At 62.7% G+C, this 26,276-nt stretch carries 23 protein-coding genes; 7 read left to right on the top strand and 16 right to left on the bottom strand.

Features of this window, described 5'->3' with window-relative positions; all coding sequences use genetic code 11:
- Positions 1-2: 2 nt before the first annotated feature.
- The 10 genes from K3136_RS01535 to radA form a co-directional block, all read right to left on the bottom strand.
- Positions 3-518, bottom strand: a complete 516-nt coding sequence (locus tag K3136_RS01535; RefSeq protein ID WP_221431175.1) for a peroxiredoxin-like family protein — start codon at positions 516-518, stop codon at positions 3-5.
- Between the two features lie 53 nt (positions 519-571).
- On the bottom strand, positions 572-2,875 hold the full coding sequence (rnr, locus tag K3136_RS01540) for a ribonuclease R (protein WP_221431176.1): 2,304 nt from the start codon (positions 2,873-2,875) through the stop codon (positions 572-574).
- Between the two features lie 27 nt (positions 2,876-2,902).
- Positions 2,903-4,234 (bottom strand): M20/M25/M40 family metallo-hydrolase, encoded by a 1,332-nt coding sequence (locus tag K3136_RS01545; RefSeq protein ID WP_221431177.1) that lies wholly within the window; start codon positions 4,232-4,234, stop codon positions 2,903-2,905.
- A 37-nt stretch (positions 4,235-4,271) separates the two neighbouring features.
- Positions 4,272-5,813, bottom strand: a complete 1,542-nt coding sequence (proS, locus tag K3136_RS01550) for a proline--tRNA ligase (protein WP_221431178.1) — start codon at positions 5,811-5,813, stop codon at positions 4,272-4,274.
- 65 nt (positions 5,814-5,878) lie between these two features.
- The gene (gene phaR / locus K3136_RS01555; protein WP_221431179.1) at positions 5,879-6,430 is read right to left on the bottom strand and encodes a polyhydroxyalkanoate synthesis repressor PhaR; all 552 of its coding nucleotides are present in this window, start codon (positions 6,428-6,430) and stop codon (positions 5,879-5,881) included.
- An 86-nt stretch (positions 6,431-6,516) separates the two neighbouring features.
- The gene (gene alr / locus K3136_RS01560) at positions 6,517-7,554 is read right to left on the bottom strand and encodes an alanine racemase (protein ID WP_247711396.1); all 1,038 of its coding nucleotides are present in this window, start codon (positions 7,552-7,554) and stop codon (positions 6,517-6,519) included.
- Complete coding sequence (locus K3136_RS01565; RefSeq protein WP_221431181.1) at positions 7,551-9,215, bottom strand: MFS transporter; 1,665 nt, start codon at positions 9,213-9,215, stop codon at positions 7,551-7,553. The genes alr and K3136_RS01565 overlap by 4 nt, the downstream gene beginning before the upstream one ends.
- A gap of 35 nt (positions 9,216-9,250) precedes the next feature.
- Complete coding sequence (locus tag K3136_RS01570; RefSeq protein WP_221431182.1) at positions 9,251-9,679, bottom strand: iron-sulfur cluster assembly scaffold protein; 429 nt, start codon at positions 9,677-9,679, stop codon at positions 9,251-9,253.
- Positions 9,676-10,209, bottom strand: a complete 534-nt coding sequence (locus tag K3136_RS01575) for a CvpA family protein (RefSeq protein ID WP_221431183.1) — start codon at positions 10,207-10,209, stop codon at positions 9,676-9,678. The genes K3136_RS01570 and K3136_RS01575 overlap by 4 nt, the downstream gene beginning before the upstream one ends.
- A gap of 34 nt (positions 10,210-10,243) precedes the next feature.
- The gene (radA, locus tag K3136_RS01580; protein WP_221431184.1) at positions 10,244-11,608 is read right to left on the bottom strand and encodes a DNA repair protein RadA; all 1,365 of its coding nucleotides are present in this window, start codon (positions 11,606-11,608) and stop codon (positions 10,244-10,246) included.
- A gap of 70 nt (positions 11,609-11,678) precedes the next feature.
- Between radA and K3136_RS01585 the strand changes: the two genes are divergently transcribed.
- Positions 11,679-13,994, top strand: coding sequence for a patatin-like protein (locus tag K3136_RS01585; protein WP_221431185.1), 2,316 nt, complete (start codon positions 11,679-11,681; stop codon positions 13,992-13,994).
- A gap of 3 nt (positions 13,995-13,997) precedes the next feature.
- Here the strand turns inward: K3136_RS01585 and dnaJ are convergent, their stop codons facing one another.
- Positions 13,998-15,113: a molecular chaperone DnaJ gene (dnaJ, locus tag K3136_RS01590; RefSeq protein ID WP_221431186.1), complete on the bottom strand. Its 1,116-nt coding sequence runs from the start codon at positions 15,111-15,113 to the stop codon at positions 13,998-14,000.
- 75 nt (positions 15,114-15,188) lie between these two features.
- A complete protein-coding gene (gene dnaK / locus K3136_RS01595; RefSeq protein WP_221431187.1) occupies positions 15,189-17,120 on the bottom strand; it encodes a molecular chaperone DnaK in 1,932 nt (643 codons plus the stop codon).
- A 181-nt stretch (positions 17,121-17,301) separates the two neighbouring features.
- Between dnaK and K3136_RS01600 the strand changes: the two genes are divergently transcribed.
- Together K3136_RS01600 and K3136_RS01605 are read left to right on the top strand one after the other, a co-directional pair.
- Positions 17,302-17,787, top strand: coding sequence for a copper chaperone PCu(A)C (locus K3136_RS01600; RefSeq protein WP_221431188.1), 486 nt, complete (start codon positions 17,302-17,304; stop codon positions 17,785-17,787).
- Positions 17,788-17,849: 62 nt separating this feature from the next.
- Positions 17,850-18,326: a vgr related protein gene (locus K3136_RS01605; RefSeq protein WP_221431189.1), complete on the top strand. Its 477-nt coding sequence runs from the start codon at positions 17,850-17,852 to the stop codon at positions 18,324-18,326.
- Here the strand turns inward: K3136_RS01605 and K3136_RS01610 are convergent.
- The 3 genes from K3136_RS01610 to hrcA are packed head-to-tail and all read right to left on the bottom strand — an operon-like array spanning position 18,323 to position 21,755.
- Positions 18,323-20,074 (bottom strand): DUF885 domain-containing protein, encoded by a 1,752-nt coding sequence (locus K3136_RS01610; RefSeq protein WP_221431190.1) that lies wholly within the window; start codon positions 20,072-20,074, stop codon positions 18,323-18,325. The two genes, K3136_RS01605 and K3136_RS01610, sit on opposite strands and share 4 nt — an antisense overlap.
- A gap of 22 nt (positions 20,075-20,096) precedes the next feature.
- Positions 20,097-20,699 (bottom strand): nucleotide exchange factor GrpE, encoded by a 603-nt coding sequence (grpE, locus tag K3136_RS01615; RefSeq protein WP_221431191.1) that lies wholly within the window; start codon positions 20,697-20,699, stop codon positions 20,097-20,099.
- Between the two features lie 12 nt (positions 20,700-20,711).
- On the bottom strand, positions 20,712-21,755 hold the full coding sequence (gene hrcA / locus K3136_RS01620; protein WP_221431192.1) for a heat-inducible transcriptional repressor HrcA: 1,044 nt from the start codon (positions 21,753-21,755) through the stop codon (positions 20,712-20,714).
- 85 nt (positions 21,756-21,840) lie between these two features.
- Between hrcA and rph the strand changes: the two genes are divergently transcribed.
- From rph to K3136_RS01640, 4 genes are all read left to right on the top strand, one after another.
- A complete protein-coding gene (rph, locus tag K3136_RS01625) occupies positions 21,841-22,557 on the top strand; it encodes a ribonuclease PH (protein ID WP_221431193.1) in 717 nt (238 codons plus the stop codon).
- On the top strand, positions 22,554-23,183 hold the full coding sequence (gene rdgB, locus K3136_RS01630) for an RdgB/HAM1 family non-canonical purine NTP pyrophosphatase (protein ID WP_221431194.1): 630 nt from the start codon (positions 22,554-22,556) through the stop codon (positions 23,181-23,183). Before rph ends, rdgB begins: the two co-directional genes overlap by 4 nt.
- A 64-nt stretch (positions 23,184-23,247) precedes the next feature.
- Entirely contained in the window at positions 23,248-24,402 is a 1,155-nt protein-coding gene (hemW, locus tag K3136_RS01635; protein WP_221431195.1) for a radical SAM family heme chaperone HemW, read from the top strand.
- Positions 24,399-25,298: a tyrosine recombinase XerC gene (locus tag K3136_RS01640; RefSeq protein ID WP_221431196.1), complete on the top strand. Its 900-nt coding sequence runs from the start codon at positions 24,399-24,401 to the stop codon at positions 25,296-25,298. Before hemW ends, K3136_RS01640 begins: the two co-directional genes overlap by 4 nt.
- Here the strand turns inward: K3136_RS01640 and gshB are convergent, their stop codons facing one another.
- Complete coding sequence (gshB, locus tag K3136_RS01645; RefSeq protein WP_221431197.1) at positions 25,299-26,267, bottom strand: glutathione synthase; 969 nt, start codon at positions 26,265-26,267, stop codon at positions 25,299-25,301. It abuts the gene before it with no gap.
- Between the last annotated feature and the right edge of the window lie 9 nt (positions 26,268-26,276).

Below are 26,276 nucleotides of genomic sequence, written 5' to 3' on the forward strand. Positions count from 1 at the left end.
CGTCAGGTCAGGGTCCCTCGTGTGGGATAATCGTTTTCCAGCGTGTAAGTCAGGCCCTTCAGCAGCTCATCGAGGTCGGGACGAGTGAAGGGTGCGTTCTGCACTACCGCAAAATGCAAGGTGCCATCCGGCTTCACGAGGAAGAGGCCGGGCTCGCTGAAAACATCGGGCTCTTCGCTGCCCTCGCGTTTTTCGGAGACATAGAGCCCCCATTCGCGGGCCTTATCCTCGCTCATCGAATGGGCGAGCGGGAGGTCACCGGTAGCCCATTCCTCATGGCTCACCTGGGCGCGCTCGGGACTGTCCATCGACACGGCGAAAACATTGATGCCCTTGTCGGTAAAGTCGGACAGCCTGCTGCCCAGTTCCTCGGTGTATTTCTTGCAGATCGGGCAATGCTTGCCGCGATAGAAAACCAGCATGGTGAAGGCATCGGGCGACTGCTTCGACAGTTCGAAGCGCGCATCGATGGTCAGCGGCAGGTCGAGGTCGGGGACTTTCTGTCCGGGGATGAGCATAGGTTGATTTCTCCTTTGCCAATTCAATGGAAAGCCCCCGCCTCGCGTTCCGCCTACTTCTTCTTCCGGCCCTGGTGGCGGATATTGCCCGGCCTTCCGCGCTGGCCCTGCTGGTGCTTCTGCCGCGGTGCGCCCTGCCCCTTTTTGAAGTGTTTCTTCTTCGGGGGCGGACGATTTCCGCGCTTCTCTATAGGAGCGCCCTCGCTGTCGGGCAGCTCGAACTTGAGCGCGCCTGTCAGAGCATTGGATTCGGCCAGCCTCAGCTTGAGCCTGTCACCCACCGCAAAGGTCGTGCCGGTGTTTTCTCCCACCAGTTCGCGCGCACCTTCATCGTAGCGGAAATATTCGCGGCCCAGCGTCGTGACCGGGACCAGCCCGTCACCACCAAGCTTCTCGATCGTGGCAAAGAAGCCGAAGCCCTGCACGCCGGTGATGCGCGTGTCGAAGACTTCGCCCACACGGCCTGAAAGCCATGCCGCGACATAGCGGTCGATCGTATCGCGCTCCGCCTCCATCGCGCGGCGTTCGGTCTGGCTGATCGCATCGGTGATCTGGCTCAGGGCAGTGCGGTCACGGTCCGAAAGTCCCGAGCCGTCGGGGATCTTGCCCTTCGGTGCAGGCTGCTCGAGCTTGTAGGAATCCACCAGCGCGCGGTGGACCAGAAGGTCGGCATAGCGGCGGATGGGAGAGGTGAAGTGCGCATAGCTGCCCAGCGCCAGGCCGAAATGACCCGAGTTCGCAGGGCCGTAATAGGCCTGCGTCTGGCTGCGCAAGACGGCCTCCATGATCAGCGCCTTTTCGGCCGGATCGGAGATGTCCTTCAGCATGCGGTTGAACAGGCCCGGCGTGATGACCTGACCCATGGCAAAGCTGCGGCCTTGGCTGGCAAGGTATTCCTTGAACGCCATCAGCTTTTCGCGGCTCGGCGTCTCATGGATTCGATAGACTACCGGTGCAGACTTCTCTTCCAGCGCCTTGGCCGCCGCCACATTGGCCGCGATCATGAAATCTTCGACCACGCGGTGCGCATCGAGGCGTTCGCGCACGGCGATCTCCTCGATCATGCCTTCATCGTTCAGGCGAACCTGCCGCTCGGGCAGTTCGAGATCGAGCGGATCGCGGGCCTCGCGCGCCTTGAACAGCAGCTTCCAGGCGCCCCACAGGTTCTTGAGAACCTCGTCGGCGCTGCCATCGTCGATGGCCTTCTGCGCGTCTTCATAGGCGATATTGGCTGCCAGCCGCACGATAGCGCGGGTGAAGCGCCACTTGGTGACCTTCCCCTCCGGCGAAATGCGGATGTGGCAGGCCATCGCCGCGCGGTCTTCGTTCTCGACCAGCGAGCACACGTCTGCCGAAAGGATCTCCGGCAGCATCGGCACGACGCGGTCGGGGAAATAGACCGAGTTGCCGCGCTTGCGGGCTTCCTTGTCGAGGGCACCGCCCGGGCGGACGTAAAAGGAGACGTCGGCAATCGCGATGATCGCCTTGTATCCGCCCTCGCCATCGGGTTCGGTCCAGATCGCATCGTCATGGTCGCGCGCATCGGCGGGATCGATCGCGACGATGGGGACATCGCGCAAATCCTCGCGCTTCTCCTCGCTGAGCGGGAGTTCTGCCACGCGCTGCGCTTCTTCCAGCGCCTCGTCGGGGAAGATGTGCGGGATCCCGTGCTTGGCAATGGCGATGAGGCTGAAGCTCTTGGGGGCGAGCGGATCGCCGATCACCTCGACCACCTTGACCTTGGCACGCGGAGATTTTCCCATCGGCTCGGCGAGGACGAGCTCGCCTTCCTTCGCTTCGCCCAGATCGCCGATCGGCGAGGAATTGCGCACGCGCTTGTCCACCGGGGCGAGCCAGGGCTTGCCGCCTCCGTCGAACTCGACAACGCCCATCAGACCTTCCGTCCGCGCGGGCAGTTTCTTCATCGGATGGGCGATCCAGCCCTTCCCGCGCTCCTCGGTACGACCAAGGAAACGGTCGCCACGCTTGAGAGCGGCAACCTTCTTGCTCTCCTTGACGACGACACGCGGCGGCTTGTCGGGGGCATCCGGAGACCATGCCTCGGGCACGGCGATCGGTTCGCCCTCCTCGATCTCTACGACCTTGAGCACGGTCACTTTCGGCAGGCCGCCCATCTTGTGGAAGGCGGTCTTCCTGCCGTCGATCAGGCCTTCTTCGGCCATGTCCTTGAGGCGCTTCTTCAGCGCGATCTTTTCCTGCCCCTTGATCCCGAAGGCCTTGGCGATTTCGCGCTTGCCTGCGGGACGGTCGGAGCTCTGGATGAATTCAAGTATCTGTTCTTTGCTGGGCAGCCCCTGCGGCCGCCCCGTCCTGTTATGTTTTTTCATGCGCGCCATATGGGGACGCGCTTACTCGCTGTCATCCTATTCCACAGGAATGGGCGCGAATTGTCCGGCGGGCACGGCGCTGGACACCGGGCTGCGCGAGCCGTCTGGAGCGGTCGCGCTGACGCCGAAAATCCAATCGTCACCGCGAACCCCTTCGAGGCGGGCATTTGTGGCGACCACGTTCTCGATGACGGGCTCATCGCGCCAATAAGGCTCGTCGGTGCGGCGCTGCCAGACGGTGTAGCCGATTGCGCCAGGCACTTCCTCCCACGCAATGTCGGTGAACGTCTGGACGGCTGCACGGGCCGTCGATGCTGGCGGTGCAGGAGTGCTTGCCAGCCTGTCGAGCGCGCGGATGTTGAACTGCGTCACCTTGGCGAGATAGGCGAAATCCATCTCGTCAGCCGTATCGCCATAGGTAACCCCATCCTCGACCCGCAGGTCTTGGTGCTGGTGCTCGTAATCCTCGACCGCAACCGCGATACGGATCGCGGGATAGCCTTTCTCCATAAAGGGGATCTGGTCGCCGCCACGGCCCATGCGGTCGACGCGCCAGATCTGGCGTACGTCGAGGCCGCCTTCGGTTTCGTCGGCAAGGTTGTCGAGCCAACGCGAGAGGTTGCGGCTCGGACTGTCGTTCTCGCCGCCCTCGCGCCGCTGCGATGCGCGGATGGCGTCGGTCAGGTCGGCGCGCGGGCCTTCGGAAAAGACGCGGACGTGATCGGGATCGCAATAGCCGTCGCTGCCGCAGCTGTTGCCCACGACATCGTTGTTGAGGACGGCTTTCACCTGCCAGTCCTGCTCTGCCGCATAATCGGCCATCAGGCGGCCACCGTAGAGGCCTTGCTCCTCACCTGAGAGCAAGGCGTAAACGATGGTGACAGGGTATTCGCGCTTGGTCAGCGCGCGGGCCGCTTCGAGCACCAGCACCGTGCCCGATCCATCGTCATTCGCACCGGGAGCATCGCTTTCCCAGTCCATCGCATCGGTTACACGGCTGTCGATATGGGCTTGCACGATCACGACCTCATTGGGGCGCTCGGTCCCGCGCTGGATGGCGACGGCATTGCGAATGCGCGTGGGACGCGGAAGTCGCCTGCCCTCCTCGATCCGCTCGGGTGCAACGATTTCGAGGCAATTGTCGCACGCTTCTGAAATGCGACCAAACTCGGCCAGCCCCCAGTCGACGGCAGCGCCGATCCCGCGGGTGGGATTGTCCTGCTCGGACAGCGTATGGCGCGTGCCGAAGCCTACCAGCGTGCCGATATCGGCACGCAAGCGCTCTTCGGAGACATCCGCAGCCGGATCGGCCTCCTGCGCGACGAGCGGTGTTGCAAGGAGGGCGGCGAACAGGGCGAGCTTTTTCATACCCGCCTGTCTGTTGCAGAACCGCCCTCAGATCAAGTCAGTAGGCTTTCGCCAGCAGGACCCGTTCGACCGCCTTGTCGCCGGTGAAGATGCAGGTCCCATCGACCGGCGCGGCATCCATCGGCACGTTGCGGATCGTGAGCTTGTGCTCCTTCAGACGCTCGACGACCTTTTCGAGTGCTTCGCCGGTGGGCTTCGACCACTGGACTTCCACCCAGCCCGGATAACGTGAGGCTGCGAAGAACTTCTCGACTTCATCGAAACTCGTCACGCCGCGCGTGATATTGGCTTCGCGGCGCTCGGCGGCCTCGGTCAGCAGCGAAGCCTGCATGTCGGCGAGGATATCGGGCACGGTCTGTCCAGCGACTTCGCGCGTCGGCGTCTGGAAGGCGGGCTTGCCGGTTTCCTCATCCCACAAGCGGTCGCGGCGCAGCAGGCTGACGACGCCGTTATCCATGTCCCGGCCGCCGACTTCGATGATGATCGGGGCACCTTTACGGACATAATCCCAACGCTTGGCAGCAGCCTTGCCCGGACGCGTGTCGAGCAGGACGCGGAGCGGTTCGCCGAGCACATTCTGGCTGGCGAGCGTCGCGCGCAGCGCCTCGCAATATTCGATCAGCGGTTCGTCTTCGGGCTTGTCGCGCAGCATCGGCAGGATCACCACCTGCTGAGGCGCGATCTTGGGCGGAAGGCGCAGTCCGTCGTCATCACCGTGGGTCATGATCACACCACCGACCATGCGGGTCGAAACGCCCCAGCTGGTCGTGTGGCACAGGCTCTCGCCGCCATCCTTGTTCTGGTACTTGATGCCCGAAGCCTTGGAGAAATTGGTGCCGAGATAATGGCTGGTACCGGCCTGCAAGGCCTTGCCGTCCTGCATCATCGCCTCGATCGACCAGGTCTCCACCGCGCCGGGGAAGCGTTCGTTCTCGGGCTTCTCACCAGCGACAACGCCCAGGGCGAGGTCTTCGTCCGCGAAGGCGCGGTAGACTTCGAGCATGGTGAGCGTGTGGTCCTGCGCCTCGGCTTCGTCGGCATGGGCCGTGTGGCCTTCCTGCCAGAGGAATTCGCTCGTGCGCAGGAACATGCGGGTGCGCATTTCCCAGCGCACCACATTCGCCCACTGGTTGAGCTTCAGCGGCAGGTCGCGCCAGCTTTGCACCCAGCGCGCCATGGCATCGCCGATGATCGTTTCCGAGGTTGGACGAACGATAAGCGGTTCTTCCAGCTTGGCTTCGGGATCGGGGATCAGGCCGCCGTCGGGGCCAGCGATCAGGCGGTGGTGCGTGACGACCGCCATTTCCTTGGCAAAGCCTTCGACATGTTCGGCCTCACGCTCGAAGTTGGAAAGCGGGATGAAGATCGGAAAATAGGCGTTCGAATGACCGGTCGCCTTGATCCGATCGTCGAGGAGACGCTGCATGCGCTCCCAGATGCCATAGCCCCACGGCCGGATGACCATGCAGCCGCGGACGCCCGATTCCTCGGCCATTTCGGCAGCTGAGATGACTTCCTGGTACCACGCTGCGAAATCGTCGGCACGGCGGGCGTTCAAGGCATGGCGGATGTTGGCCACAGATCGATTCTCACGTTTTGATTGGTTTCGCGCCCGCCCCTAGCGCCTCGTGCGCAACTGGTCGACTATTTGCTCAGCTCGTCCAGCTTCTTCTGCATCGCGGCCATCTGTTCGCGCATCTGGGCGAGCTCGTCGTCCGCTTCTTTCTTGGCCGCATCCGCTCCCTTGCGGGTCACAGGAATGAAGGCTTCTGCGGCGTTCTGCATCATCTTGATGTTGGCTTCCGCCATCTTGGCGAGCGGGTTGCCCTCGATGCCCTTCGCGAAGGCCGACTGCAGCTGTTCGCGGTTCTTGCGGAAGTTCGCCATGCTCGCTTCAAGATAGCTCGGCATCATCGACTGCATCGAGTTGCCATACATGCTGATCAGGTCGCGCAGGAAGCTGACCGGCAGCATCTGCGTGCCGTGGCTTTCTTCCTCGACGATGATCTGGGTGAGGATGGTATGGGTGATATCGTCGCCCGATTTCGCGTCGAGGACCTGGAAGTCGACATTTTCGCGGACCATCTTCGCCAGATCGTCGAGCGTGATGTAGCTCGAGGTATCGGTGTTGTAGAGACGCCGGTTGGCGTATTTCTTGATGATGATCGGTTCGCCCTCGGCGGTCCGCTTTGCCATGTCGCTTCTTCTCCCCACTCATGCCCGGTTTGTGCAGTGCGGGGGATGCTTAGCACTTGCACAATGTGCAGTGCAACAAGGCAGGTTCAGCGATCGAACCGGTGTCCTAAAACGGTAAGCAATTCATATTGCGATAGAGCGGTTTGCCGCGCAGCATCGGGCAGCGAATAGGGCAAAGAAACCCAGTCACCCTCGACCAGTTCGGGTGCTGCATCGAGGTCGATGACGATCATGTCCATCGAGACCTTGCCCAGGATGGGGAGGCTGCGTCCCTCATGCCCGAACGCCGCCCCGCCCCAGCTTCTAAGGATCCCGTCAGCATAGCCGAGCGAGAGTACGCCTACGCGCATGTCGTGCTTTGCGGTGAAGGTCGCGTTGTAACCGACGGTCTCGCCGGCACGCAGGTTGCGGGTCTGGATGATCGCGGCTTCGGGATAGGCGACCTGACTGATAGAGGACTCCAATTCCTGCCGCGGCACGCCGCCATAAAGCGAAAGGCCCGGCCGGGTCAGGTCGAAGTGGTAGTCGCTACCAAGTGCGATGCCCGCGCTGTTCGCGAGGCTTTCCGCCTGATGATCGATCATCGGCAGGATCGCGCGGAAATCTGCCAGCTGCCGTGCATTCATCGTGCTGTCTTCGTCCGCACAGGCGAGGTGGCTCATCAGCACCTCGACCTCGAGCGATTGAACCAGCGGATCGGAAATTTCTTCAGGCCGGATCCCGAGCCGGTTGATCCCGCTATCGACCATGAGGTGACACGGGCCGCCACCGCTCTCGGTCCAGAGTTTTGCCTGACGGACTGAATCGATAACCGGCCGGACGCCTGTTGCGCGTGCATAGGCCGCTTCCGAACTGTCCAACGGTCCATGAAGGACGGCCACCTGTTCGGGCGCCGCATGTTCGAGGACGGGCGCAACTTCGCTCCAATGCGCCACGAAGAAATCGCGGGCTCCCGCCTCGATAAGGGTGGGCAGGCAATTCTCCACCCCCAACCCGTAGCAATCCGCTTTCACTGCGGCCCCTGCCCGCGCCTTGCCCGACATGCGGTCAAGGGCCGACCAGTTGGACGCAAGGGCGTCGCGGTCGATCTTCAGGCGGAGGGTTGGCGGCGGAACCTCGCTCACGGGGTGACGGGCGATGCGGGCGGCGCTTCGCCCGAATCCTCGAAATCGGCCGGCGGGCCGCTGGGCAGGCCCCACCATGCGACGACGACACCGAAGGCAACCACCACCCAGGTGTACCAGAGGCCCGAATAGATATTGCCCGTACTCGCTACGATCACGCCAGCGATCAGCGGCAGGAAGCCCCCGAGGTAGCCAGCACCGATGTGATAGGGGATCGACATCGAACTGTAGCGGATCTTCGCCGGGAACATTTCTGACAAAAGGGCGGCGACCGAACCGTAGGTCAATGCCGAAAGCATGCCCAGACCAAGCAGTACTGCAACGATCCCCAGGATGTTCGCAAAACCTGGCTGCTGCTTGCTGAAGTCGAAGCCGTATTCGCCGAGCGCCGCGCGGATCCCGTCACGGCGGGCTGCGCCATCCTCGAACCAGGCAGGATCAATTGCGATCTGCTCCCCGCCAGCGGCAAGTTGCAGTTCCGTCCCGCCATAGAGCTCGTAAGGAACGCCCGCAGCAGTCAATACTTCGAGTACCTTGCCGCAATCGGTTTGCTCGCGATCGAACAAGTCAGCGAAGGGATCGGTCGAACATTCAGGGCCGGCCACCGTGATCGGTGTGCGCTCCGCCGCTTGTGCGATACCCGGATTGGCAAGACTGCCCAAAGTCCAGAACGCCGGGAACAGCAGGACGAGAGTAGCGAGTGCCCCGATGATGATCGGCTTCTTGCGCCCTACCCTGTCGGACCATTTCCCGATCAGGACGTAGAAGGTCATCGCAATGATGCCGGAGACGAACAGGATCAGCTCGACAGTCAGATCGTCGACATGCATCGGCCCCCGCAGGAAGCTCATGCCGCTGAAGAATGCGGTGTACCAGATAGTGGTGAGCACACCCGTGACACCGAACAGCGCGACAAAGATTCGCTTCTTGTTGCCGGGATAGGTGAAGCTCTCGACAAAGGGGTTATCGGCAGTTTCGCCGGCTTCCTTCATCGCCTGGAAAACCGGGCTTTCGGACAGTTTCAACCGCATCCAGAGCGAAATGCCGAGGAGGATGATCGAGAGCAGGAAAGGCACGCGCCAGCCCCAGGCCTGGAAATCATCCTCCGGGATCAGGAATCGGCAGGCAAGCACGACAGCGATCGACAGCACAAAACCGCCTGCGACGCTGGCCTGAATGAAGCTGGTGTAGAAGCCGCGCTTTTCAGGCGGGGCATGCTCGGCGACGTAAATGGCCGCGCCGCCATACTCACCGCCGAGCGCGAGGCCCTGAAGCACGCGCAGGAGAATGACGATGATGGGGGCCGCGATGCCGATGGTGGCAACCGTCGGTATCAGGCCGACACCCGCCGTCGCGATACCCATGAGCGTGACCGTGACCAGGAAGGTGTATTTCCTCCCCAAGCGGTCGCCGAGAAAGCCGAACAGGATCGCGCCGATCGGGCGAAACGCAAACCCGACCGCAAAGGTCGACCACACCAGAAGCAGGCCGAGCGTCTCGTTATCGACGTCGTAGAAGGCGTCTTTCAGGATGTAGGCGAGTGTGCCGTAGATGAAGAAATCGTACCATTCGAAGATGGTCCCGGCGCTGCTTGCCCCGATGACGAGCTTGATCTCGTTCTCGCTCGGCTCGCGCTGTGTCGCTGTGCTGCCGCTTGCCATTCCTTCCGATCCCCTCTGGCTTTTGTCAGGGCCGTCTAGCGTTCCGCTGCGCCCTTGGAAAGCGCATCGAGCGCAGCCTTCCACGGCAAGAGTATCGCACCGTGGCGTGCCGGATAGGCCCTCGCGGCGTCCAGCATCTCAAGGTCGGGCCAGTCGGGCTGAGGGCCGTCTGCGGTCACCCATTCGTCGATCGACGCAGCTAAATCGGCAATTTCCGCAGGCTCTCGTGCGGTTGCGTGCCGGGCGAAGATTGCCGCGGAAGCCTGTCCAACCGCACAGGCAGTCACTCTCAATCCGATCTTGCCGATACCCGGTTCAGTCGAAAGAGCGAGCGTGCTGCCACAGCTGCGCGATCGCGCTTCGCCAATCAGCGATGCGTTCTCGTCGAAAGGATATCCGGCAAGTTCGATCGCCAGCCCGAGCAGGGCGGGCGAATAGAGCGCGCCGCCGGGCGGCGCCGTCACGCCTCGGGTTCTTCGGTTTCAGCCTCTTCACCGCGGAGTTCGGCACGCCGCTGGGCGAGGATTTCAACCAATGTCCGCGAACCGCCGTCGATCAGCTCGTAGCTGTTGGCGGTGGTGATCCATACGGGGCGCCCGCGATAGTCCCACACGCGGTCATAACCGAGCACGAGCAGTGAGAATCCGATCACGACGATGATCATGCCCTTGAGGGTCCCGAAACCGAAACCGAGGACGCGGTCGATCGGGCCAAGCACCGAACTGCGCGAAGCCTCGCCCACATTGTTCGCAATGACCTTCATCGCGGCATAGGGAATGAGGAGCAGCAGCACGAAAGCCATGACCGACGTGGCGACGCTGGGGCCGATGAAATCCTGCATCACCAGCGTCAGCGGCGTGTGGAGATAGCGAATCGCGAAAGCCGCAAGGATCCACGACCCGAGCGACAGAACTTCCTGCAGGAAACCGCGCATGAAACCACCGATGGCGGCCACGCCAACGATGAGCAGCACGATAAGATCGAAACCCGTCATAAAACCCCATTAATCCCTAGGGCTTTGCGGTTTATTAACTGCTCATCACACGGTCAACGAGGTTTGCCAGTTGTCCCAAGCCCGAATAATCAAGGTCGGGCGAGGCGTTCTTTGGGTCGGACGGACCGAAGCCGCGCATGAAACCTAGCTTTGCAGCCTCGCGCATTCTTACGCCGCCATGCGCTACGGGCCGAACTTCACCGGCAAGACTGACTTCGCCGAGCCAGACACTTCGATCGGGCAGAGGCTTGTCCGCCAGCGCACTGACCAGGGCTGCGGCAACCGCGAGATCGGCTGCGGGATCGGAGAGGCGGTAACCGCCTGCGACATTGAGATAGACCTCGGCCGAACTGAACGAGAGGCCGCAGCGCGATTCCAGCACGGCGAGCAGCATGGCGAGGCGGCCATTGTCCCATCCCACGACCGCCCTGCGCGGCGTGGCGCCGGACTGGAGCCTTACGATCAGAGCCTGGATTTCCACGAGCACAGGCCGTGTACCCTCCATCGCCGGAAATACCGAGCTTCCCGCCATGGGTTGGTCGCGCCCGGACAGGAACAGCATGGACGGGTTTTCGACTTCCTCGAGCCCGTCTCCTGCCATGGCGAAGACGCCGATTTCATCGACTGCGCCGAAGCGGTTCTTGAGAGCACGCAGGATCCGATACTGGTGGCTCCGTTCGCCTTCGAAGCTCATAACCACATCGACCATGTGTTCGAGCACGCGCGGGCCGGCGATATTCCCGTCCTTCGTCACGTGCCCGACCAGCACGAGCGCAACACCGTTCTCCTTGGCATAACGGATCAGCTCGAAGGCGCATCCGCGCACCTGGCTGACCGTCCCAGGCGCCCCTTCGATGGTGTCGGAATGCATCGTCTGGATGGAATCGATCACGAGGAATTTGGGCGTTTCCATCGAACCGAGGGTCGTCAGGATATCGCGTACACCGGTTGCCGCCGCCAGCTTCACCGGCGCATCGGACAGGCCAAGACGGGCTGCGCGCATGCGAACCTGCCCCGCTGCTTCCTCGCCGCTGACATAGACGACAGCGTGCCCTTCGCGCGCAACCTTGGCCGCTGCCTGCAGCAGCAGCGTCGATTTGCCGATACCCGGATCACCGCCCATCAGGATCGCGCTGCCCGGCACGAGGCCGCCGCCCAGAGCACGGTCGAATTCCGCAAGACCCGTTTTCTGGCGGACCGGCAGTTCGCCCGGCTTGTTGAGGTCGACGAATTCCACCGCCCTGCCCCCACTGGACAGATCGTGCTTCAGCGAGAACACCGTCGCGGGCGCATCTTCTGCGAGCGTGTTCCATTCCGCACAGTCGGAGCACTGACCCTGCCACCGGTGGGAAACCGACCCACAGGCCTGGCAGACATAACGTTTCTTGGGCTTGGCCATGCGGATTCACTAACAGAACATTTGCAGAACGCAATTGCCTTTGTCTGCGCGTCTGTGCAGAACCGCGGCGATGCGGCAAAAGGAACTCAGGATCGCGCTCATCTGCTACGGCGGGGTCAGCCTGGCAGTCTATATGCACGGGGTCACGAGGGAACTGTGGCAACTTGCCCGTGCAAGCCGGGATTACCATTCGGGTGCCGGCCCGCGCGGCGGCGTCCACGACGTCTACCGCGAGCTTCTGGAACATATCGAAACAGAACAGGGCCTTCGACTGCGCGTCCTCCCGGACATCGCCAGCGGTGCAAGCGCAGGCGGCATCAACGCGGTATTCCTCGCACAGGCCATCTATTCGGGACAGAGCCTGGAACCGCTGACCGAGCTGTGGCTCGAAGTCGCCGATGTCGACGAACTCACCGATCCCGATGCCAAACTTCGCTGGTCAGGCGGGAAGATCTGGGCGCAACCGCTGGCGAGCTGGCTCTTGAGCCGACCGGGGAACGAGCTTTCGGAACAGGTCGCACCGGAAACCCGCGATGAGGTCCGCCGCAAAGTTTCCCACCTCATTCGCGGACGCTGGTTCGAACCGCCCTTCTCCGGTCTGGGTTTTTCCAAGCTCTTGCACCGAGCCTTTGCGGCGATGTCCGAGACCACGCCCGAGGCACCGCTGCTGCCGCCGCACCATCCGCTCGACCTGTATGTCACCGCAACCGACTTCCACGGCTATTTGGAGCTGCTGCATCTTCACAGTCCCCCGGTCGTCGAGGACAGCGAACATCGCATGCCCATCGCTATCCGGCGAAAGACGCCCGAGACTGGCGGACAGAACCTTTCAGACCCGATGGAACTCGTCTTCGCCGCCCGAGCCACTGCGAGCTTCCCCGGGGCTTTCCCCCCGCTGAAGGTCGAGGAAATCGACCGCCTCGCGCAAGAGACCGGGCAAGGCTGGGCGTCGCGGGAGGAATTCCTCGACCGCATCATGCCGGTCCACGTCATGCGCGACAGTGTCGACAGCGTCTCGCTGATCGACGGTTCGGTGCTGGTCAACAAGCCTTTTTCCGGTGCGATGGCGGCGCTGCGCGGAAGGCCTGCCCAGCGCGAGGTCGACCGACGCTTCGTCTATGTCGATCCCCGCCCCGACCGCTTCGGTGAATGGGAGGCGCGCGGGAGGCGCGACGTCGGCTTCTTTTCCGCTATCTTCGGTTCGCTTTCGGCGATCCCCCGCGAACAACCCATTCGCGACAACCTCGAACAGCTCGAAGAGCAGAGCCGCGAGGCAGAGCGGCTTTCGCGTATCGTTGCAGCGCTACGACCAGAGGTGGAACGTGCGGTCGAAAAGCTTTTCGGCTTCACCCTCTTTCTCGACAGCCCGACACCGAAACGGCTCAAGGCCTGGCGCCAGAAAGCGCAGCAGGCAGCCGCCGAGCAGGCAGGATACGCATTCCACTCCTACGCCCAGGCGAAGCTCAGCGGCATCGTCGCGCGCATCGCGAAGCTCGCCTGGGATGCCGCGCCGTCACTTCACCTCGCCTCTCCGGCCCCTATCGAAGAGGTGCTGCGCGAAGAGCTCCGCCGGCGCGGGATCGATCCGATCAGCCACGAGAACGCCGGGGCGACGCCCGATGCGATCCGGTTCTTCAGGGAACACGACATCGGTTTCCGGATCCGCCGGCTGCGCCTGCTCGCGCGGCGGTTAGCCCGCGACTGGGAGGCAGACCCGGACATTTCGGACGCTGCGCTCGAAACGGGTCGGGACGCGGTCTACAAGATCCTCGCGCTGTATTTCGAGAAGGAAAGCCTTGCCTCGCTTGGTGACGACTTCGCAGGGAAGGCCGAAAGTGTCCTTGCCGATCCGGGAAGCCTACTCGACCATATCGAAGCCAAGCGCCTGCTGCCCGATGCCGACGATCGTACGGAGGAAATGCTCGCCGAGTTGCTGGCCGCCATGCCCGCCAATCTGAAGCGGCGGATGTTGTTCGCCTATCTCGGTTTCCCGTTCTACGATGTCGCCACCCTGCCACTGCTTCGCAACGAAGGCCTGACCGAGTTCGACCCGGTCAAGGTCGACCGGATCAGTCCGGACGACGCGCGCAGCATCCGCGAAGGCGGCTCACAGGCTACCTTGCGCGGGGTTGAATTTTACAATTTCGGGGCGTTCTTCAGCCGTTCCTATCGCGAGAACGATTACCTCTGGGGCCGCCTGCACGGCGCAGAACGCATGATCGACCTTGTCTGCTCGACCACCGAGGAGCCGCTGGGCGATGAGGCCTGTCGCAACTTCAAGCGTTCGGCCTTCCTCGCCATACTCGACGAGGAAGTCGACGCCGGTCGCTGCGACAAGGGTCTTATCGAAGGTATCCGGGCAGAGGTCCTCGATAGGATGCGGTGAGGGTCAGCCCCCCAGCGCACCCTTGATCTTGTCGAAAAAACCTCGGCTTTCGGGGCACTCGTCACCGGTTTCGGTCTCGCGGAACTGCTCGAGCAGCGCACGCTGTTCCTTGCTGAGCTTGGTCGGCGTCTCGACCGAAATCTCGACCACCATGTCCCCGCGGCCGCGGCCTTGGAGCACGGGCATGCCCGCTCCGCGTTGGCGCAGCTGCTTGCCCGACTGGATGCCGGCCGGAATTTCGAGCGTCAGTTCCTCGCCATCGATGCCCGGGATCTCGATCGATCCGCCAAGCGCTGCCTTGGTAAAGCTGATCGGGACGCGCGTGGCGAGCGTCGTGCCCTCGCGCTGGAAGATCTCGTGCGGCTTAACATGGACGAAGATGTAGAGATCGCCCGCAGGCGCGCCGCGCGGTCCCGCCTCGCCCTTGCCCGACAAGCGAATTCGCGTGCCGGTGTCGACACCGGGCGGGATATCGACTTCGAGCTTCTGCGGGACATCGACACGCCCTTCCCCGCGGCAGTCGCGGCACGGGCTGGTGATGATCTCGCCGGCCCCGTGACAGTTCGGGCATGGCCGTTCGACCACAAAGAAACCCTGCTTCGCGCGGACATTGCCCTGTCCGCCACACAGGTTGCAGGTGCGCGCATGCGTGCCGGGCGTGGCGCCCGAACCATGGCAGGTATCGCAGGCCTTGCTGACCTCGATCTCGATATCAGTCGCCTTGCCGTGGAAGGCCTCTTCCAGCCCGATTTCCAAGTCATAGCGAAGGTCGGCCCCGCGACGTGGACGCGCGCGCCCGCCGCCGCCAAAGGCCGAACCGAAAATGGTCTCGAAGATATCTCCGATATCGCCGAAATCCGCATTGCCGTGCGACCCGCCAGCGCCATTCTGGAATGCCGCATGGCCATACTGGTCGTAGGCCGCCCGCTTCTGCGGGTCCTTCAGACAGTCATAGGCGACACTGATCGCCTTGAACCTGGCCTCGCTCTCGGTGCAGCCCGGGTTCTTGTCCGGATGATGCTTCATCGCGAGCTTGCGATAGGCACTCTTGATCGTCGTCCCATCGGCATCGCGGCTCACGCCAAGCAGTTCGTAAAAATCGACTTCGGTAGCTGACATGCTGTCCCCCGCCCAAAACCTAACCCCCACCGGCGCGGATTTGCACCGGTGGGGGCATGGTTTTCATCAGGCGTCTCAGTTCTTCGCGTCTTCGTCGACTTCGGAGAATTCGGCGTCGACCACCTCTTCATCCGACGAGCTGTCCGAACCGGCGTCGCCGCCTTCCGGAGCATCCGAAGCGGCATTCGCCTGCTCCTGCTCGTAAATCGACTGGCCCATCTTCATCGCGCTCTGCGACAATTCCTGGGCCTTGGCGTTGATGTCTGCTGCATCATCGCCTTCCAGCGCGGTCTTGAGCGCTGCGACCTTCTCTTCGACTTCGCTCTTCAACGAAGCGTCGATCTTGTCGCCATGCTCTTCAAGCTGCTTTTCGGTCGCGTGGACGAGGCTGTCGGCCTGGTTGCGGGCCTCGGCACCTTCGCGGCGCTTCTTGTCCTCGTCGGCAAACTTCTCCGCGTCCTGCACCATCTGGTCGATGTCGGCGTCCGACAAACCACCCGATGCCTGGATGCGGATCTGCTGCTCCTTACCGGTGCCCTTGTCCTTTGCCGACACGTTGACGATGCCGTTGGCGTCGATGTCGAAAGTGACTTCGATCTGCGGCACGCCGCGCGGCGCTGGCGGGATACCGACCAGGTCGAACTGGCCGAGCAGCTTGTTGTCCTGAGCCATCTCGCGCTCGCCCTGGAACACGCGGATCGTCACCGCCTGCTGGTTGTCCTCGGCAGTCGAGTAGGTCTGGCTCTTCTTGGTCGGGATCGTGGTGTTACGATCGATCATCTTGGTCATGATGCCGCCGAGCGTTTCGATACCCAGCGAAAGCGGGGTCACGTCGAGCAGCAGCACGTCCTTGACGTCGCCCTGAAGGACGCCGGCCTGGATGGCAGCACCCATGGCCACGACTTCATCGGGGTTAACGCCGGTGTGCGGCTTCGAACCGAAGAAAGCTTCCACGGTTTCGCGGACCTTGGGCATGCGGGTCATACCGCCGACCATGATCACTTCGTCGATCTCGTCCTTCGAAACGCCTGCGTCGGCCAGTGCCTTCTTGCAGGGCTCGAGCGTGCGCTTGATCAGGTCGCCAACCATCTTTTCGAGGTCTGCGCGGCTGATCGTTTCGACAAGATGCAGCGGGGTGGACGAACCACCTTCCATGCGTGCGGTGATGAAGGGCAGGTTCACTTCCGTGGTCTGCGCCGAGCTCAATTCGATCTTGGCCTTTTCGGCTGCTTCCTTGAGGCGCTGCAGAGCGAGCTTGTCGCTCTTAAGGTCCATGTTTTCCTTCTTCTGGAACTGCGCAGCGAGCCATTCGACGATTGCGCTGTCGAAGTCTTCACCGCCCAGGAAGGTATCGCCATTGGTCGACTTCACTTCGAAGACGCCATCGCCGATTTCCAGGATCGAAATATCGAAGGTACCGCCGCCAAGGTCGTAAACGGCGATGGTCTTGCCGTCTTCCTTGTCGAGGCCATAGGCGAGCGCAGCCGCAGTCGGCTCGTTGATGATGCGCAGGACTTCGAGACCGGCGATCTGGCCGGCGTCCTTGGTCGCCTGGCGCTGGGCGTCGTTGAAGTAAGCCGGAACGGTGATGACCGCCTGCTTCACGTCTTCGCCGAGATAGCTTTCTGCGGTTTCCTTCATCTTCTGGAGAATGAAGGCCGAGATCTGCGACGGGCTGTATTCTTCGCCACCAGCTTCGACCCATGCGTCGCCATTCTTGCCCTTGACGATGTCATAGGGGACGAGATCCATGTCCTTCTTGGTCATCGGATCGTCGAAACGGCGGCCAATGAGGCGCTTGATCGCGAACAGCGTGTTGTCGGGATTGGTGACTGCCTGACGCTTGGCCGGCTGGCCGATAAGGCGCTCGTTATCCTTGGTGAAGGCAACGATCGAGGGCGTCGTGCGCGCGCCTTCGGAATTTTCGATGACCTTGGGCTTGCCGCCGTCCATCACGGCGACGCAGCTGTTGGTGGTGCCGAGGTCGATACCGATTACTTTGCTCATGGTTTCCCCATCTGTTTCAAATCGTTGGACGCCGCTCAGTTGATTTCCCATCCAAGGCGAAACCGGTCGGCAGCTCGAAAAAAACGGTGTATTACCCCGGCGATATAGGTGCGGTTTTCCTTGGCACAAGGGATGCACGTCGCTAGTTTTTGCACCCTGACACACGAGGGGGAATTTCTAGATGAAGAAGCCGTTTTACGCCGCGATCCTGCTTGCCGGAGCATCGCTCGGGCTGGCATCCTGCGGCGGACAGCAGGAAGAAGCAGCGCCGGCAGAGCAGGCCGACGTGATCGAAGGGATCGAGGTTACCGACGCGCGCCTCGTGCTTCCGCCAGTCGCGGGCAATCCGGCAGCGATCTACTTCACGCTGAAGAACAATGGCGACCGCAACATCGCATTCCGCAACGCCGAGGTGGAAAAGGCCGGTAACGCCGAAATCCACGACATGATGGAATGGGACTTCGAAATGGTCATGGGCGAAGCGCCGCCGGTGATGGTGGAAAGGGGCAGCACGGTTGCCTTCGAGCCGGGCGGAAAGCACGTGATGGCATTCGATCTCGAAGAAGGCTTCGGTGAAGGCGACACGACGACCGTAACCCTGATCGCCGCGGGAAGCCGCCGCCATTCGTTCGAAGCGACCGCACAGGCCGCCGGGGATGATCGCTGATCGAACCACGCGATACACTCGGGGTCGAAAGCCATGACGAGCCTGTCCCGCCGGCGTGTCCGGTGGGCGGGCAAAGGCCCCTGACCCCGGGTGAAATTGCTCTAGCCCGGACCGTTTTCGGGGACGCTATCGATTACAGCCTGGTCACGATCAGGCGCCGCAAGTGGTTTCCGTTCCAACCGACCCGGGTAACGATGGCCCCGCGCGGTCACCTGCATTTTCACCCGAAGTCGACCAACTACTGCGAAGATTTCTCGAAAGAGAGCGTCATCCGCCAGGGCCTGCTGATCCACGAGCTCGTCCACGTCTGGCAGACCCAGACGCGGGGCAGCTTGTATCTCGTGACGCACCGCATGCCATGGGCGCGGTATGACTACAGCCTCAAGCCCGGCTGGCCGCTCGAACGCTATGGGATCGAGCAACAGGCGGAGATCGTGAAGCACGCCTTCTGGCTGCGGAACGGCGTCAAGCTGGCTGGCGCCGCAGATGTCAAAGCATATGATCTGCTCGTCAGGTTTGCGGGGGCAACGCCTGCCTAGTCGTATGTCACACCCGGGAGTCCCTCGCCGCCTTCGGCAATGAACCGGTCGATGCGCGCTTCGAGCGCAGGAAGTGGCACGGAACCTAGCGACAGGACGACATCGTGGAACTTGCGGATGTCGAAGTCTTCGCCCAGCGCTTCTTCCGCCTTCTCCCGCACTGCCCGCATCCGCATTTCGCCGAGCTTGTAGGCAAGCGCCTGACCGGGCCAGCTGATATAGCGGTCGATCTCCGTTTCCACTTCGCGGTCCGACAGAGCCGTATGGCTGGAGAGATAATCGATCGCCTGCTCGCGGCTCCAGCCATAATGGTGGATACCGGTATCGATCACGAGCCGAGCAGCGCGCCACATCTCGTAGGACAGCTGGCCGAAGCGTTCATAAGGCGTGCGATAGATGCCCATCTCGTTGCCGAGATACTCTGTGTAGAGACCCCAGCCCTCGCCGAAGCCCGAGAAATAGGTTTGCCGACGGAAGCGCGGCGCATCCTCGCGTTCGAGTGCAATCGCTGCCTGGAAGGAATGGCCCGGCGCGCATTCGTGCATGGTGAGCGCGGGGATGTTGTAGACCGGACGCGAAGGCAGGTCGTGCGTGTTGATCTGGCAGAATTCCAGACCGCCCCTGCCCGCCGTGTAGAACGGAGCAATCGCCGGATCGACCGGTCGCAGGCCGTGCCGATACCGGGGGAGGAAGCCGAAATATTCGCCCAGCTTGTCGTCGACGCGCTTGGCCGTGTAGGCGGCGACGCCCATCAGTTCATCCGGCGTATCTGCAACGAATTGCGGATCGGTGCGTAAGAAGGTGATGAACTCCTGAAGAGTGCCCTCAAAACCAGCATCGGCCTTGGCAACTTCCATTGCCGCGGTGATGCGCGCGACTTCCGACAGCCCGATCTGATGGATTTCCTCGGCGCTCAGGTCGAGGGTCGTGTATTCGCGGATCTGCTGCGCGTAATAGGCCTCGCCATCGGGAAACTCGCTCGCGCCGAGGCTGGTGCGAGTGTTTGCGAGATATTCGTCACGGAAGAAGTTCAGCCAGTCGGCGTAGGCAGGTGTCACGCTTTCGCGGATAGCCGCCCGGCCCGCTGCCAGCAGACGCTCGCGATCCTGCTCGAAAAAGCTCGAGGGCATAGCGGCAAACGGCCGCCAGAAGGGACTGTCTTCAGGATCCTCGACCACATAGGCCGCAATCGAAACGTCACGTCCTTCGAGCGATACACGCGGTACCGAGAACCCGCGTTCCAGACCGGCGCGCGCATTGGCAGTGTGCTCGGCGAAATATCGGGGCAGATCGTTCAGCCGGCCGATATAGGCTTCATAGTCCTCGACCGAACCGAAGCCCCCGCCGGGCGCGAGATAAGACCAGAAATTGCTGTCGCTGTTGAACGGCATTTCCCACTCGGAGAACTGCGCGTCGCCGATCTCGGTTTCGAGCAGCGTCCGCAGGACCAGAGCATCGGTCTTCGCATCGCTGCTGAAGCCTTCGCCTTCGAGCGCGTCGAGGCGCGCGAGGAACTGCCGGTATTGCGCAGCGCGGGTGCGCCAGGCTTCCGGGGTGACCGACCACAGCGCATCGCCCTGCCGCGAGGCCCCGCTCTCGCTCTCCACGTAACCGAAACTGGCTAAGCGGTAATCTTGGTACTCATCCGCCAGCTCGGCGAGCCGCTCGTCTGCAGTCTCCTGCGCGGCCAGCGGCATGGAAAAGGCAGAGGCGGCAAGGACCGCCGCTCCGAAAAAGGCAGTCCTCATCACTTCTCTCCCAAAGCGTGGATCAATCGGGCTTCTTCGCGACCCCGACCATGGCCGGGCGCAGCAGGCGATCCTTGATCATGTAACCGGCCTGCATTTCCTGCACGATGGTACCCGGCTCGACCTCGTCGGTGGGCACTTCCATCATGGCCTGGTGCTGGTTGGGATCGAGCGGCATGCCCTTGGCGGCGATCCGCGTGATGCCATTCTGGTTGAAGACCTTCTCCAGCTCTCGCTGCGTGGCTTCGATACCGGCGATGAAGCCCTTGAGCTTGTCATCTTCGCGTTGTTCAGCCGGGATCGCGTCGAGCGCGCGAGCAAGATTGTCGGCAACGCTCAGGATGTCGCGGGCAAAACCGGTCGCGGCGTAATTGCGCGCGTCCTGCACGTCCTTTTCCATGCGGCGGCGCACGTTCTGCGTTTCTGCGCGGGCGTAGAGCACTTCCTGCTTGGCATTCTCGAGGTCGCCACGAAGGCTTGCCAGAGCTTCGTCCAGCGCCTCGGCAGCGGTATCTTCATCTTCGCCGCCATCGTCGCGCAAATGCTCGGGCACGCCTTCCATCTCGCGCGCTACTTCTTCGTCGACCGCTTTATCCTGCGGTTCGTTAGTGTTTTCGTTGTTCACCTGGAAACCCTGTCATCCAATACGCTTGCCCAATGATCGGGCCGTGAAGTCAACCATGGGGACAACACGAGCGTAATTCAACCGAGTCGGGCCGATCACACCCAATACACCGACCACTTTTCCGTCGCGGTCACGGTAGGGCGAAGCAATCACCGAAGAGCCGGACAGTGAGAACAACCGGTTCTCGCTTCCGATGAAGATCCGCATGGCTTCCGCCTCGCGGGCGGATTCGAGGAGGCTCGAAACCGACTGCCTGTTTTCGAGGTCGTCGAGAAGCGAGCGGACGCGCTCGATATCGGACAATGCGCTTTCGTCGAGCAGGTTGGCCTGCCCGCGCACGATCAGGACAGGGCGGCTCGATGCGTCTTCGGTCCACGTCGCAATGCCCCGCGCGACGAGGTCCCTGCTCGCTTCGTCCAGAGCGCTGCGTCCGCTGGCGATTTCCTGTTCGATAAGCTTGGCGGCCTCGGCCAGCGTGCGTCCCTGCGCCTTGGCTGTGAGGAAATTGCTGGCCTGTTCGAGAGATGTGCCCAGTGCCTCCGCAGGCAGCGCCAGGATGCGGTTCTCGACATTGCCGTCCTCTCCGACGAGTACCGCCAGCACGCGGTTCGCGTCGAGCGCGGTGAGCGAAACCTGCGAGAGGCGCGGTTCGCGACGTGGCACCATGACCATACCCGCTGCGCCCGAAAGGTCCGACAGCAGTGCGCTTGTCTGCTCCAGCGCCCGTTCGATCGGCCCGGGCTGCGCGATCCGTTGTTCGATAGCCGCACGTTCCTCGGCCGTAGGCTCCGCCACCTGCATCATGGCATCCACGAACAGGCGCAAGCCGCTGTCGGTCGGCATTCGCCCGGCGCTTGTATGCGGCGCTGCAAGGAGCCCGCGCTGCTCCAGCTCGGCCAGGACAGAACGGATCGACGCAGGCGAGAGGTTCACACCGCCCTCCCCCGCCAGCGCTTTCGAACCGACGGGAGAACCGCTTTCCAGATAGCCTTCGACCACGAGACGGAAGATCTCACGGGCGCGGTCGGACAAATCGGTGAGAGGTGGTGCGTTCATGTGCCCTATCTAGCTGCTCCCCTTGCGGCCTCAAGGGGCTTGCTCCAAAGCCCGCACCAGAGATTCGACTGCATTGGAGATACAAATGCGACCTTCAGGACGCGCGCCCGACGAAATGCGCGCCATTACGATCGAGACCGGATACACCAAACACGCCGAGGGCAGCTGCCTCATCAGCTTTGGCGAAACCCGCGTGCTGTGCACGGCATCGGTCGAAGAACGCATCCCGCCGTGGCTTCGCGGCAAGGGTGAAGGCTGGGTCACGGGCGAATATTCGATGCTCCCGCGCGCCACGCACACCCGCGGCCAGCGTGAAGCCGCCAAGGGCAAGCAGAGCGGACGGACGCAGGAAATCCAGCGCCTTATTGGCCGTAGCTTGCGCGCCGTGGTGGACATGAAGAAGCTGGGCGAGCGCCAGATCACGCTCGATTGCGACGTCATCCAGGCAGATGGCGGCACCCGCACGGCCTCGATTTCCGGCGCTTGGGTAGCCCTGCGACTGGCCGTGAACGAGCTGATGAAGTCGGGCGACATCGTCGAAGATCCGATCACCGCAAAGGTCGCCGCGATTTCTTGCGGTATCTACAACGGCACGCCGGTGCTCGATCTCGACTATCCCGAGGACAGCAATGCCGATGCCGATGCCAATTTCGTCCTGATCGAAGGTGGCAAGATCGCCGAGGCGCAGGCAACTGCCGAAGGTGCGCCCTATGACGAAGAAGCGTTCCTCCGCCTCCTTCGCCTTGCCCAGATGGGCTGTGCCGACATCTTCAAGGCACAGGGCGAGGCCACGGCAAAATGACACGTCGCATCGGTTCGGGCAGCCTCGTGATTGCCACGCATAATGCGGGCAAGCTCAAGGAAATCTCCGCGCTCCTCGCTCCGCATGGGGTGAAGTGCATCTCCGCAGGTTCGCTAGGCCTGCCCGAACCGGCGGAAACTGGGACGACCTTCGTCCAGAACGCTCTGCTCAAGGCGCGAGCTGCGGCGGAAGCCTCGGGGCTTCCCGCTCTGGCAGACGACAGTGGCCTTTCGGTCGATGCTCTCGATGGACGTCCCGGCGTCTACACGGCCGACTGGGCCGAGCGTCAGCATTTCGAGGGCGAGCCGGGGCGTGACTGGTACATGGCTATGGGTAAAGTCGAGGGGATGCTTCAGGAGAAGGGCCCTGACGTCGATCGTTCCTGCGCCTTCCACTGCGTGCTTGCGATCGCGTGGCCGGATGGCGAGCAGGCCGTTTACGAAGGAACTGCGCCCGGCACGCTGACCTGGCCGCCACGCGGCGAGATGGGCTTCGGCTACGATCCGGTTTTCGTCCCGCTAGGCCGCGAGCAGACCTTTGCCGAAATCGCGCCGGAGGAAAAGCACGCGATCAGCCACCGTGCCGATGCGTTTGCAAAGTTGGTGGCGGAGCAATTCGCGTCCTGATTGCGGCGCGCACCGGCTCCCCGCTATAGAGGCCCTGTCCTCACCGCTGACCTGAAGGCAATTCTTGGCGCGCTCGCTCTACATCCACTGGCCGTTCTGTCTCGCAAAGTGCCCCTATTGCGACTTCAACAGCCATGTCCGCGAACGCACCGATATGGCGGCGTGGCAAGCGGCTCTGCTGGCAGATATGCGTCACGAGCATTCCCGGAAGACAAGTGAAGAGCCGCTCGTAAGTATCTTTTTTGGTGGAGGAACTCCCTCCCTCATGCCCCCTGCCCTCGTGGCGTCACTGCTGGACGAGGCAGAAAGGCTCTGGGGTTTCGACGATACCATCGAGATCACGCTGGAGGGCAATCCATCCTCGATCGAGGCCGCCAATTTTGCCGACCTTGCCAGCGCCGGCGTGAACCGTGTCTCGCTTGGCGTGCAGAGCGTGCACGACGACGTCCTGAAATTCCTCGGCAGGCTGCATGGAGCGCAGGAAGCACTCGACGCACTGCAGATCGCGCAGAAGCATTTCGGGCGCGTATCCATAGACCTGATCTACGCCCGCCCCGGACAGAAACCCGAAGAGTGGGAGGCAGAGCTGTCGCAGGCGCTGAAGCTCGGCACATCGCACCTGTCGCTGTACCAGCTGACCATCGAGCCAACGACGCGCTTTGCCACCGATGTGAGGCGCGGAGTGTTCTCGCCGCTCGATGACGATCCGGCGGCCGACCTGTTCGCGCTGACACGGGACATGACGGCAGCAGCCGGACTGCCCGCTTACGAGATCAGCAATCACGCACGTCCGGGAGAGGAAAGCCGCCACAACCTCACATACTGGCGTTACCAGGATTATCACGGCATCGGCCCGGGAGCGCATGGCCGGCGCGGCGGCGTCGCAACGACGCGGCACAAGAAGCCCGAAAACTTCCTCGCGGCCGTCGAGCGGGAGCAGCACGGCATCGCAGAGGCGCGCTCGCTCGGTCAGCGTGAACAGGCCTCCGAAGCCATGCTGATGGGCCTCCGCCTTTCCGAAGGTGTCGACCTTGCCGCGCTGTCCGACCGCTTCGGGGTTCCGGAAACGGCATTGGTCGATCAGGGCAAGCTCGATCTCTATTCCGGGCTTGGCCTCGTCGTTCGGAAAGGCGACCATCTTGCCGTCACGGATGCAGGGATGCCGCTGCTCGATGCGCTTCTGGGCGAGCTGGTCCCGGCAGAACTGGTGAGCAGTTGAGCCGGCAGGATGTCCTCAAGGCGTGGCATGACCATCTTGCGCTGGGACTGCGCCGTTCCCCGCATACCGTGCGCGCCTATCACAAGGCGGCGGAACGGCTTCTCACGCGCACCGATTTTTCAAGCTTCGAGCAGGTCGCCGGTCTGACGGCAGGCAAGTTGCGCACTCACCTGGCCGCGCGCCGCGCGGATGGACTGTCCAATGCCTCTGCCGCGCGCGAGCTTTCGGCGCTCAAGAGCTTCGTGTCCTACTGCCGAGCGCAGGCCGGGATGGATGTGACCGATGCCCCGCGACTGCGAGGGCCGAGGCTCAAGAAGGGCTTGCCACGCCCTGTCTCTCCCGATGACGCCATGGGGCTGGCCGAGACGGTCGAGGCCCTGTCTGCCGAGGACTGGACGGGTGCGCGCGACCGAGCGGTTCTCCTCCTGCTCTATGGCGCGGGAATGCGCATTTCCGAAGCACTGTCGCTGACTGGCGAGGTCCTGCCGATGGGCGATACGATCACCGTCACCGGCAAAGGCAACAAGCAAAGGGTGGTCCCGATCGTCCCGCTCATCCGGGAAGCAATCGACGATTACGTGCGCAAGTCACCATGGCCATTCGGCAAGGGCGACCCGCTGTTTCGCGGGGTCAAAGGCGGCGTCCTGTCGCAAGGCGTGGTGCAAAAGGCCGTCGCCCGTGCACGCCGTGCGCTCGGCCTGCCCGACACTGCGACGCCACACGCCTTGCGGCATAGCTTTGCCACCCACCTGCTTGGTGCCGGTGTGGACTTGCGCAGCCTGCAGGAATTGCTCGGCCATGCGAGCCTCGGTTCTACCCAGATATATACGAAGGTCGACGCCGCGACGCTGCTCGACACCTATCGCAGCGCGCATCCCCGTGAACGGGACGACTGATTACATCGCCGCGTGACGGCGCTTGATCGCGTCCCAGATCAGCCCCGGGGTGTCGGTGCCGTTGAACTTGTCGATCGCGACGATCCCGGTCGGCGACGTCACGTTGATTTCGGTCAGCCACTTGCCGCCGATGACATCGATGCCGACGAAAACGAGGCCTCGCCGCTTGAGCTCCGGCCCCATCGCATCGCAGATCTCCTGCTCGCGCTCGGTAAGGCCCGTAGCTTCGGCATGGCCGCCCTGGGCAAGATTCGAACGAAACTCACCTTCGCCCGGGAAGCGGTTGATTGCGCCTGCGAATTCGCCATCGACGAGGACGATGCGCTTGTCGCCTTCGGACACTTCGGGAAGGAAGGGCTGGATCATGTGCGGTTCGGGCCAGGTCAGGTCGAAAACCTCGCTCAGCGCCGACAGGTTCGTGCCGCTCTCGTCCAGCCTGAAGATCGCCTTGCCGCCATTGCCGTGGAGAGGCTTAATGACCACCGAGCCGTGCTTCTGCTGGAAGGCCTTTAGGTCGTCTAGGTGCCGCGCGATCATGGTCGCCGGCATGAAACGCGCAAAATCGAGCACGAACATCTTTTCCGGCGCGTTCACCACCTCGCGCGGGTCGTTGATGACCAGCGTGGTGCCCTTCAACCGGTCGAGCAGCAGCGCCGAACTGATATAGCCGAGGTGGAAGGGTGGGTCCTGCCGCATGAGGACCACGTCGATATCCTGCGCAAGGTCGATCCGGCGTCGCTCGCCTGCGGTGAAGTGGTCACCTGCCACGCGCTGCACTGTCACGGGTGCGGCATGGGCAGTGATCTTGCCCATCGGAGATCCGTCACTCTCCCAGGCGAGGCTTTCGACGTCATAGTGCCAGACTTCGTGGCCCCGTTCCTGTGCGGACAGCATCAGCGCGAAGCTGCTGTCGCCCGCGATATTGATGCTTTCGAGCGGGTCCATCTGTACGGCGACGCGGAGCGACATGCGAATTCC

The organism is Qipengyuania gelatinilytica, assembly GCF_019711315.1.
Lineage (GTDB): Bacteria > Pseudomonadota > Alphaproteobacteria > Sphingomonadales > Sphingomonadaceae > Qipengyuania > Qipengyuania gelatinilytica.

Excerpts from the sequence above, each read along its gene's own strand:
- K3136_RS01535 (WP_221431175.1), bottom strand. The coding sequence starts at position 518 with ATGCTCATCCCCGGACAGAAAGTCCCCGACCTCGACCTGCCGCTGACC.
- rnr (WP_221431176.1), bottom strand. The coding sequence starts at position 2,875 with ATGGCGCGCATGAAAAAACATAACAGGACGGGGCGGCCGCAGGGGCTG.
- K3136_RS01545 (WP_221431177.1), bottom strand. The coding sequence starts at position 4,234 with ATGAAAAAGCTCGCCCTGTTCGCCGCCCTCCTTGCAACACCGCTCGTC.
- phaR (WP_221431179.1), bottom strand. The coding sequence starts at position 6,430 with ATGGCAAAGCGGACCGCCGAGGGCGAACCGATCATCATCAAGAAATAC.
- K3136_RS01565 (WP_221431181.1), bottom strand. The coding sequence starts at position 9,215 with ATGGCAAGCGGCAGCACAGCGACACAGCGCGAGCCGAGCGAGAACGAG.
- K3136_RS01575 (WP_221431183.1), bottom strand. The coding sequence starts at position 10,209 with ATGACGGGTTTCGATCTTATCGTGCTGCTCATCGTTGGCGTGGCCGCC.
- radA (WP_221431184.1), bottom strand. The coding sequence starts at position 11,608 with ATGGCCAAGCCCAAGAAACGTTATGTCTGCCAGGCCTGTGGGTCGGTT.
- K3136_RS01585 (WP_221431185.1), top strand. The coding sequence starts at position 11,679 with ATGCGGCAAAAGGAACTCAGGATCGCGCTCATCTGCTACGGCGGGGTC.
- dnaJ (WP_221431186.1), bottom strand. The coding sequence starts at position 15,113 with ATGTCAGCTACCGAAGTCGATTTTTACGAACTGCTTGGCGTGAGCCGC.
- dnaK (WP_221431187.1), bottom strand. The coding sequence starts at position 17,120 with ATGAGCAAAGTAATCGGTATCGACCTCGGCACCACCAACAGCTGCGTC.
- K3136_RS01600 (WP_221431188.1), top strand. The coding sequence starts at position 17,302 with ATGAAGAAGCCGTTTTACGCCGCGATCCTGCTTGCCGGAGCATCGCTC.
- K3136_RS01610 (WP_221431190.1), bottom strand. The coding sequence starts at position 20,074 with ATGAGGACTGCCTTTTTCGGAGCGGCGGTCCTTGCCGCCTCTGCCTTT.
- hrcA (WP_221431192.1), bottom strand. The coding sequence starts at position 21,755 with ATGAACGCACCACCTCTCACCGATTTGTCCGACCGCGCCCGTGAGATC.
- rph (WP_221431193.1), top strand. The coding sequence starts at position 21,841 with ATGCGACCTTCAGGACGCGCGCCCGACGAAATGCGCGCCATTACGATC.
- rdgB (WP_221431194.1), top strand. The coding sequence starts at position 22,554 with ATGACACGTCGCATCGGTTCGGGCAGCCTCGTGATTGCCACGCATAAT.
- gshB (WP_221431197.1), bottom strand. The coding sequence starts at position 26,267 with ATGTCGCTCCGCGTCGCCGTACAGATGGACCCGCTCGAAAGCATCAAT.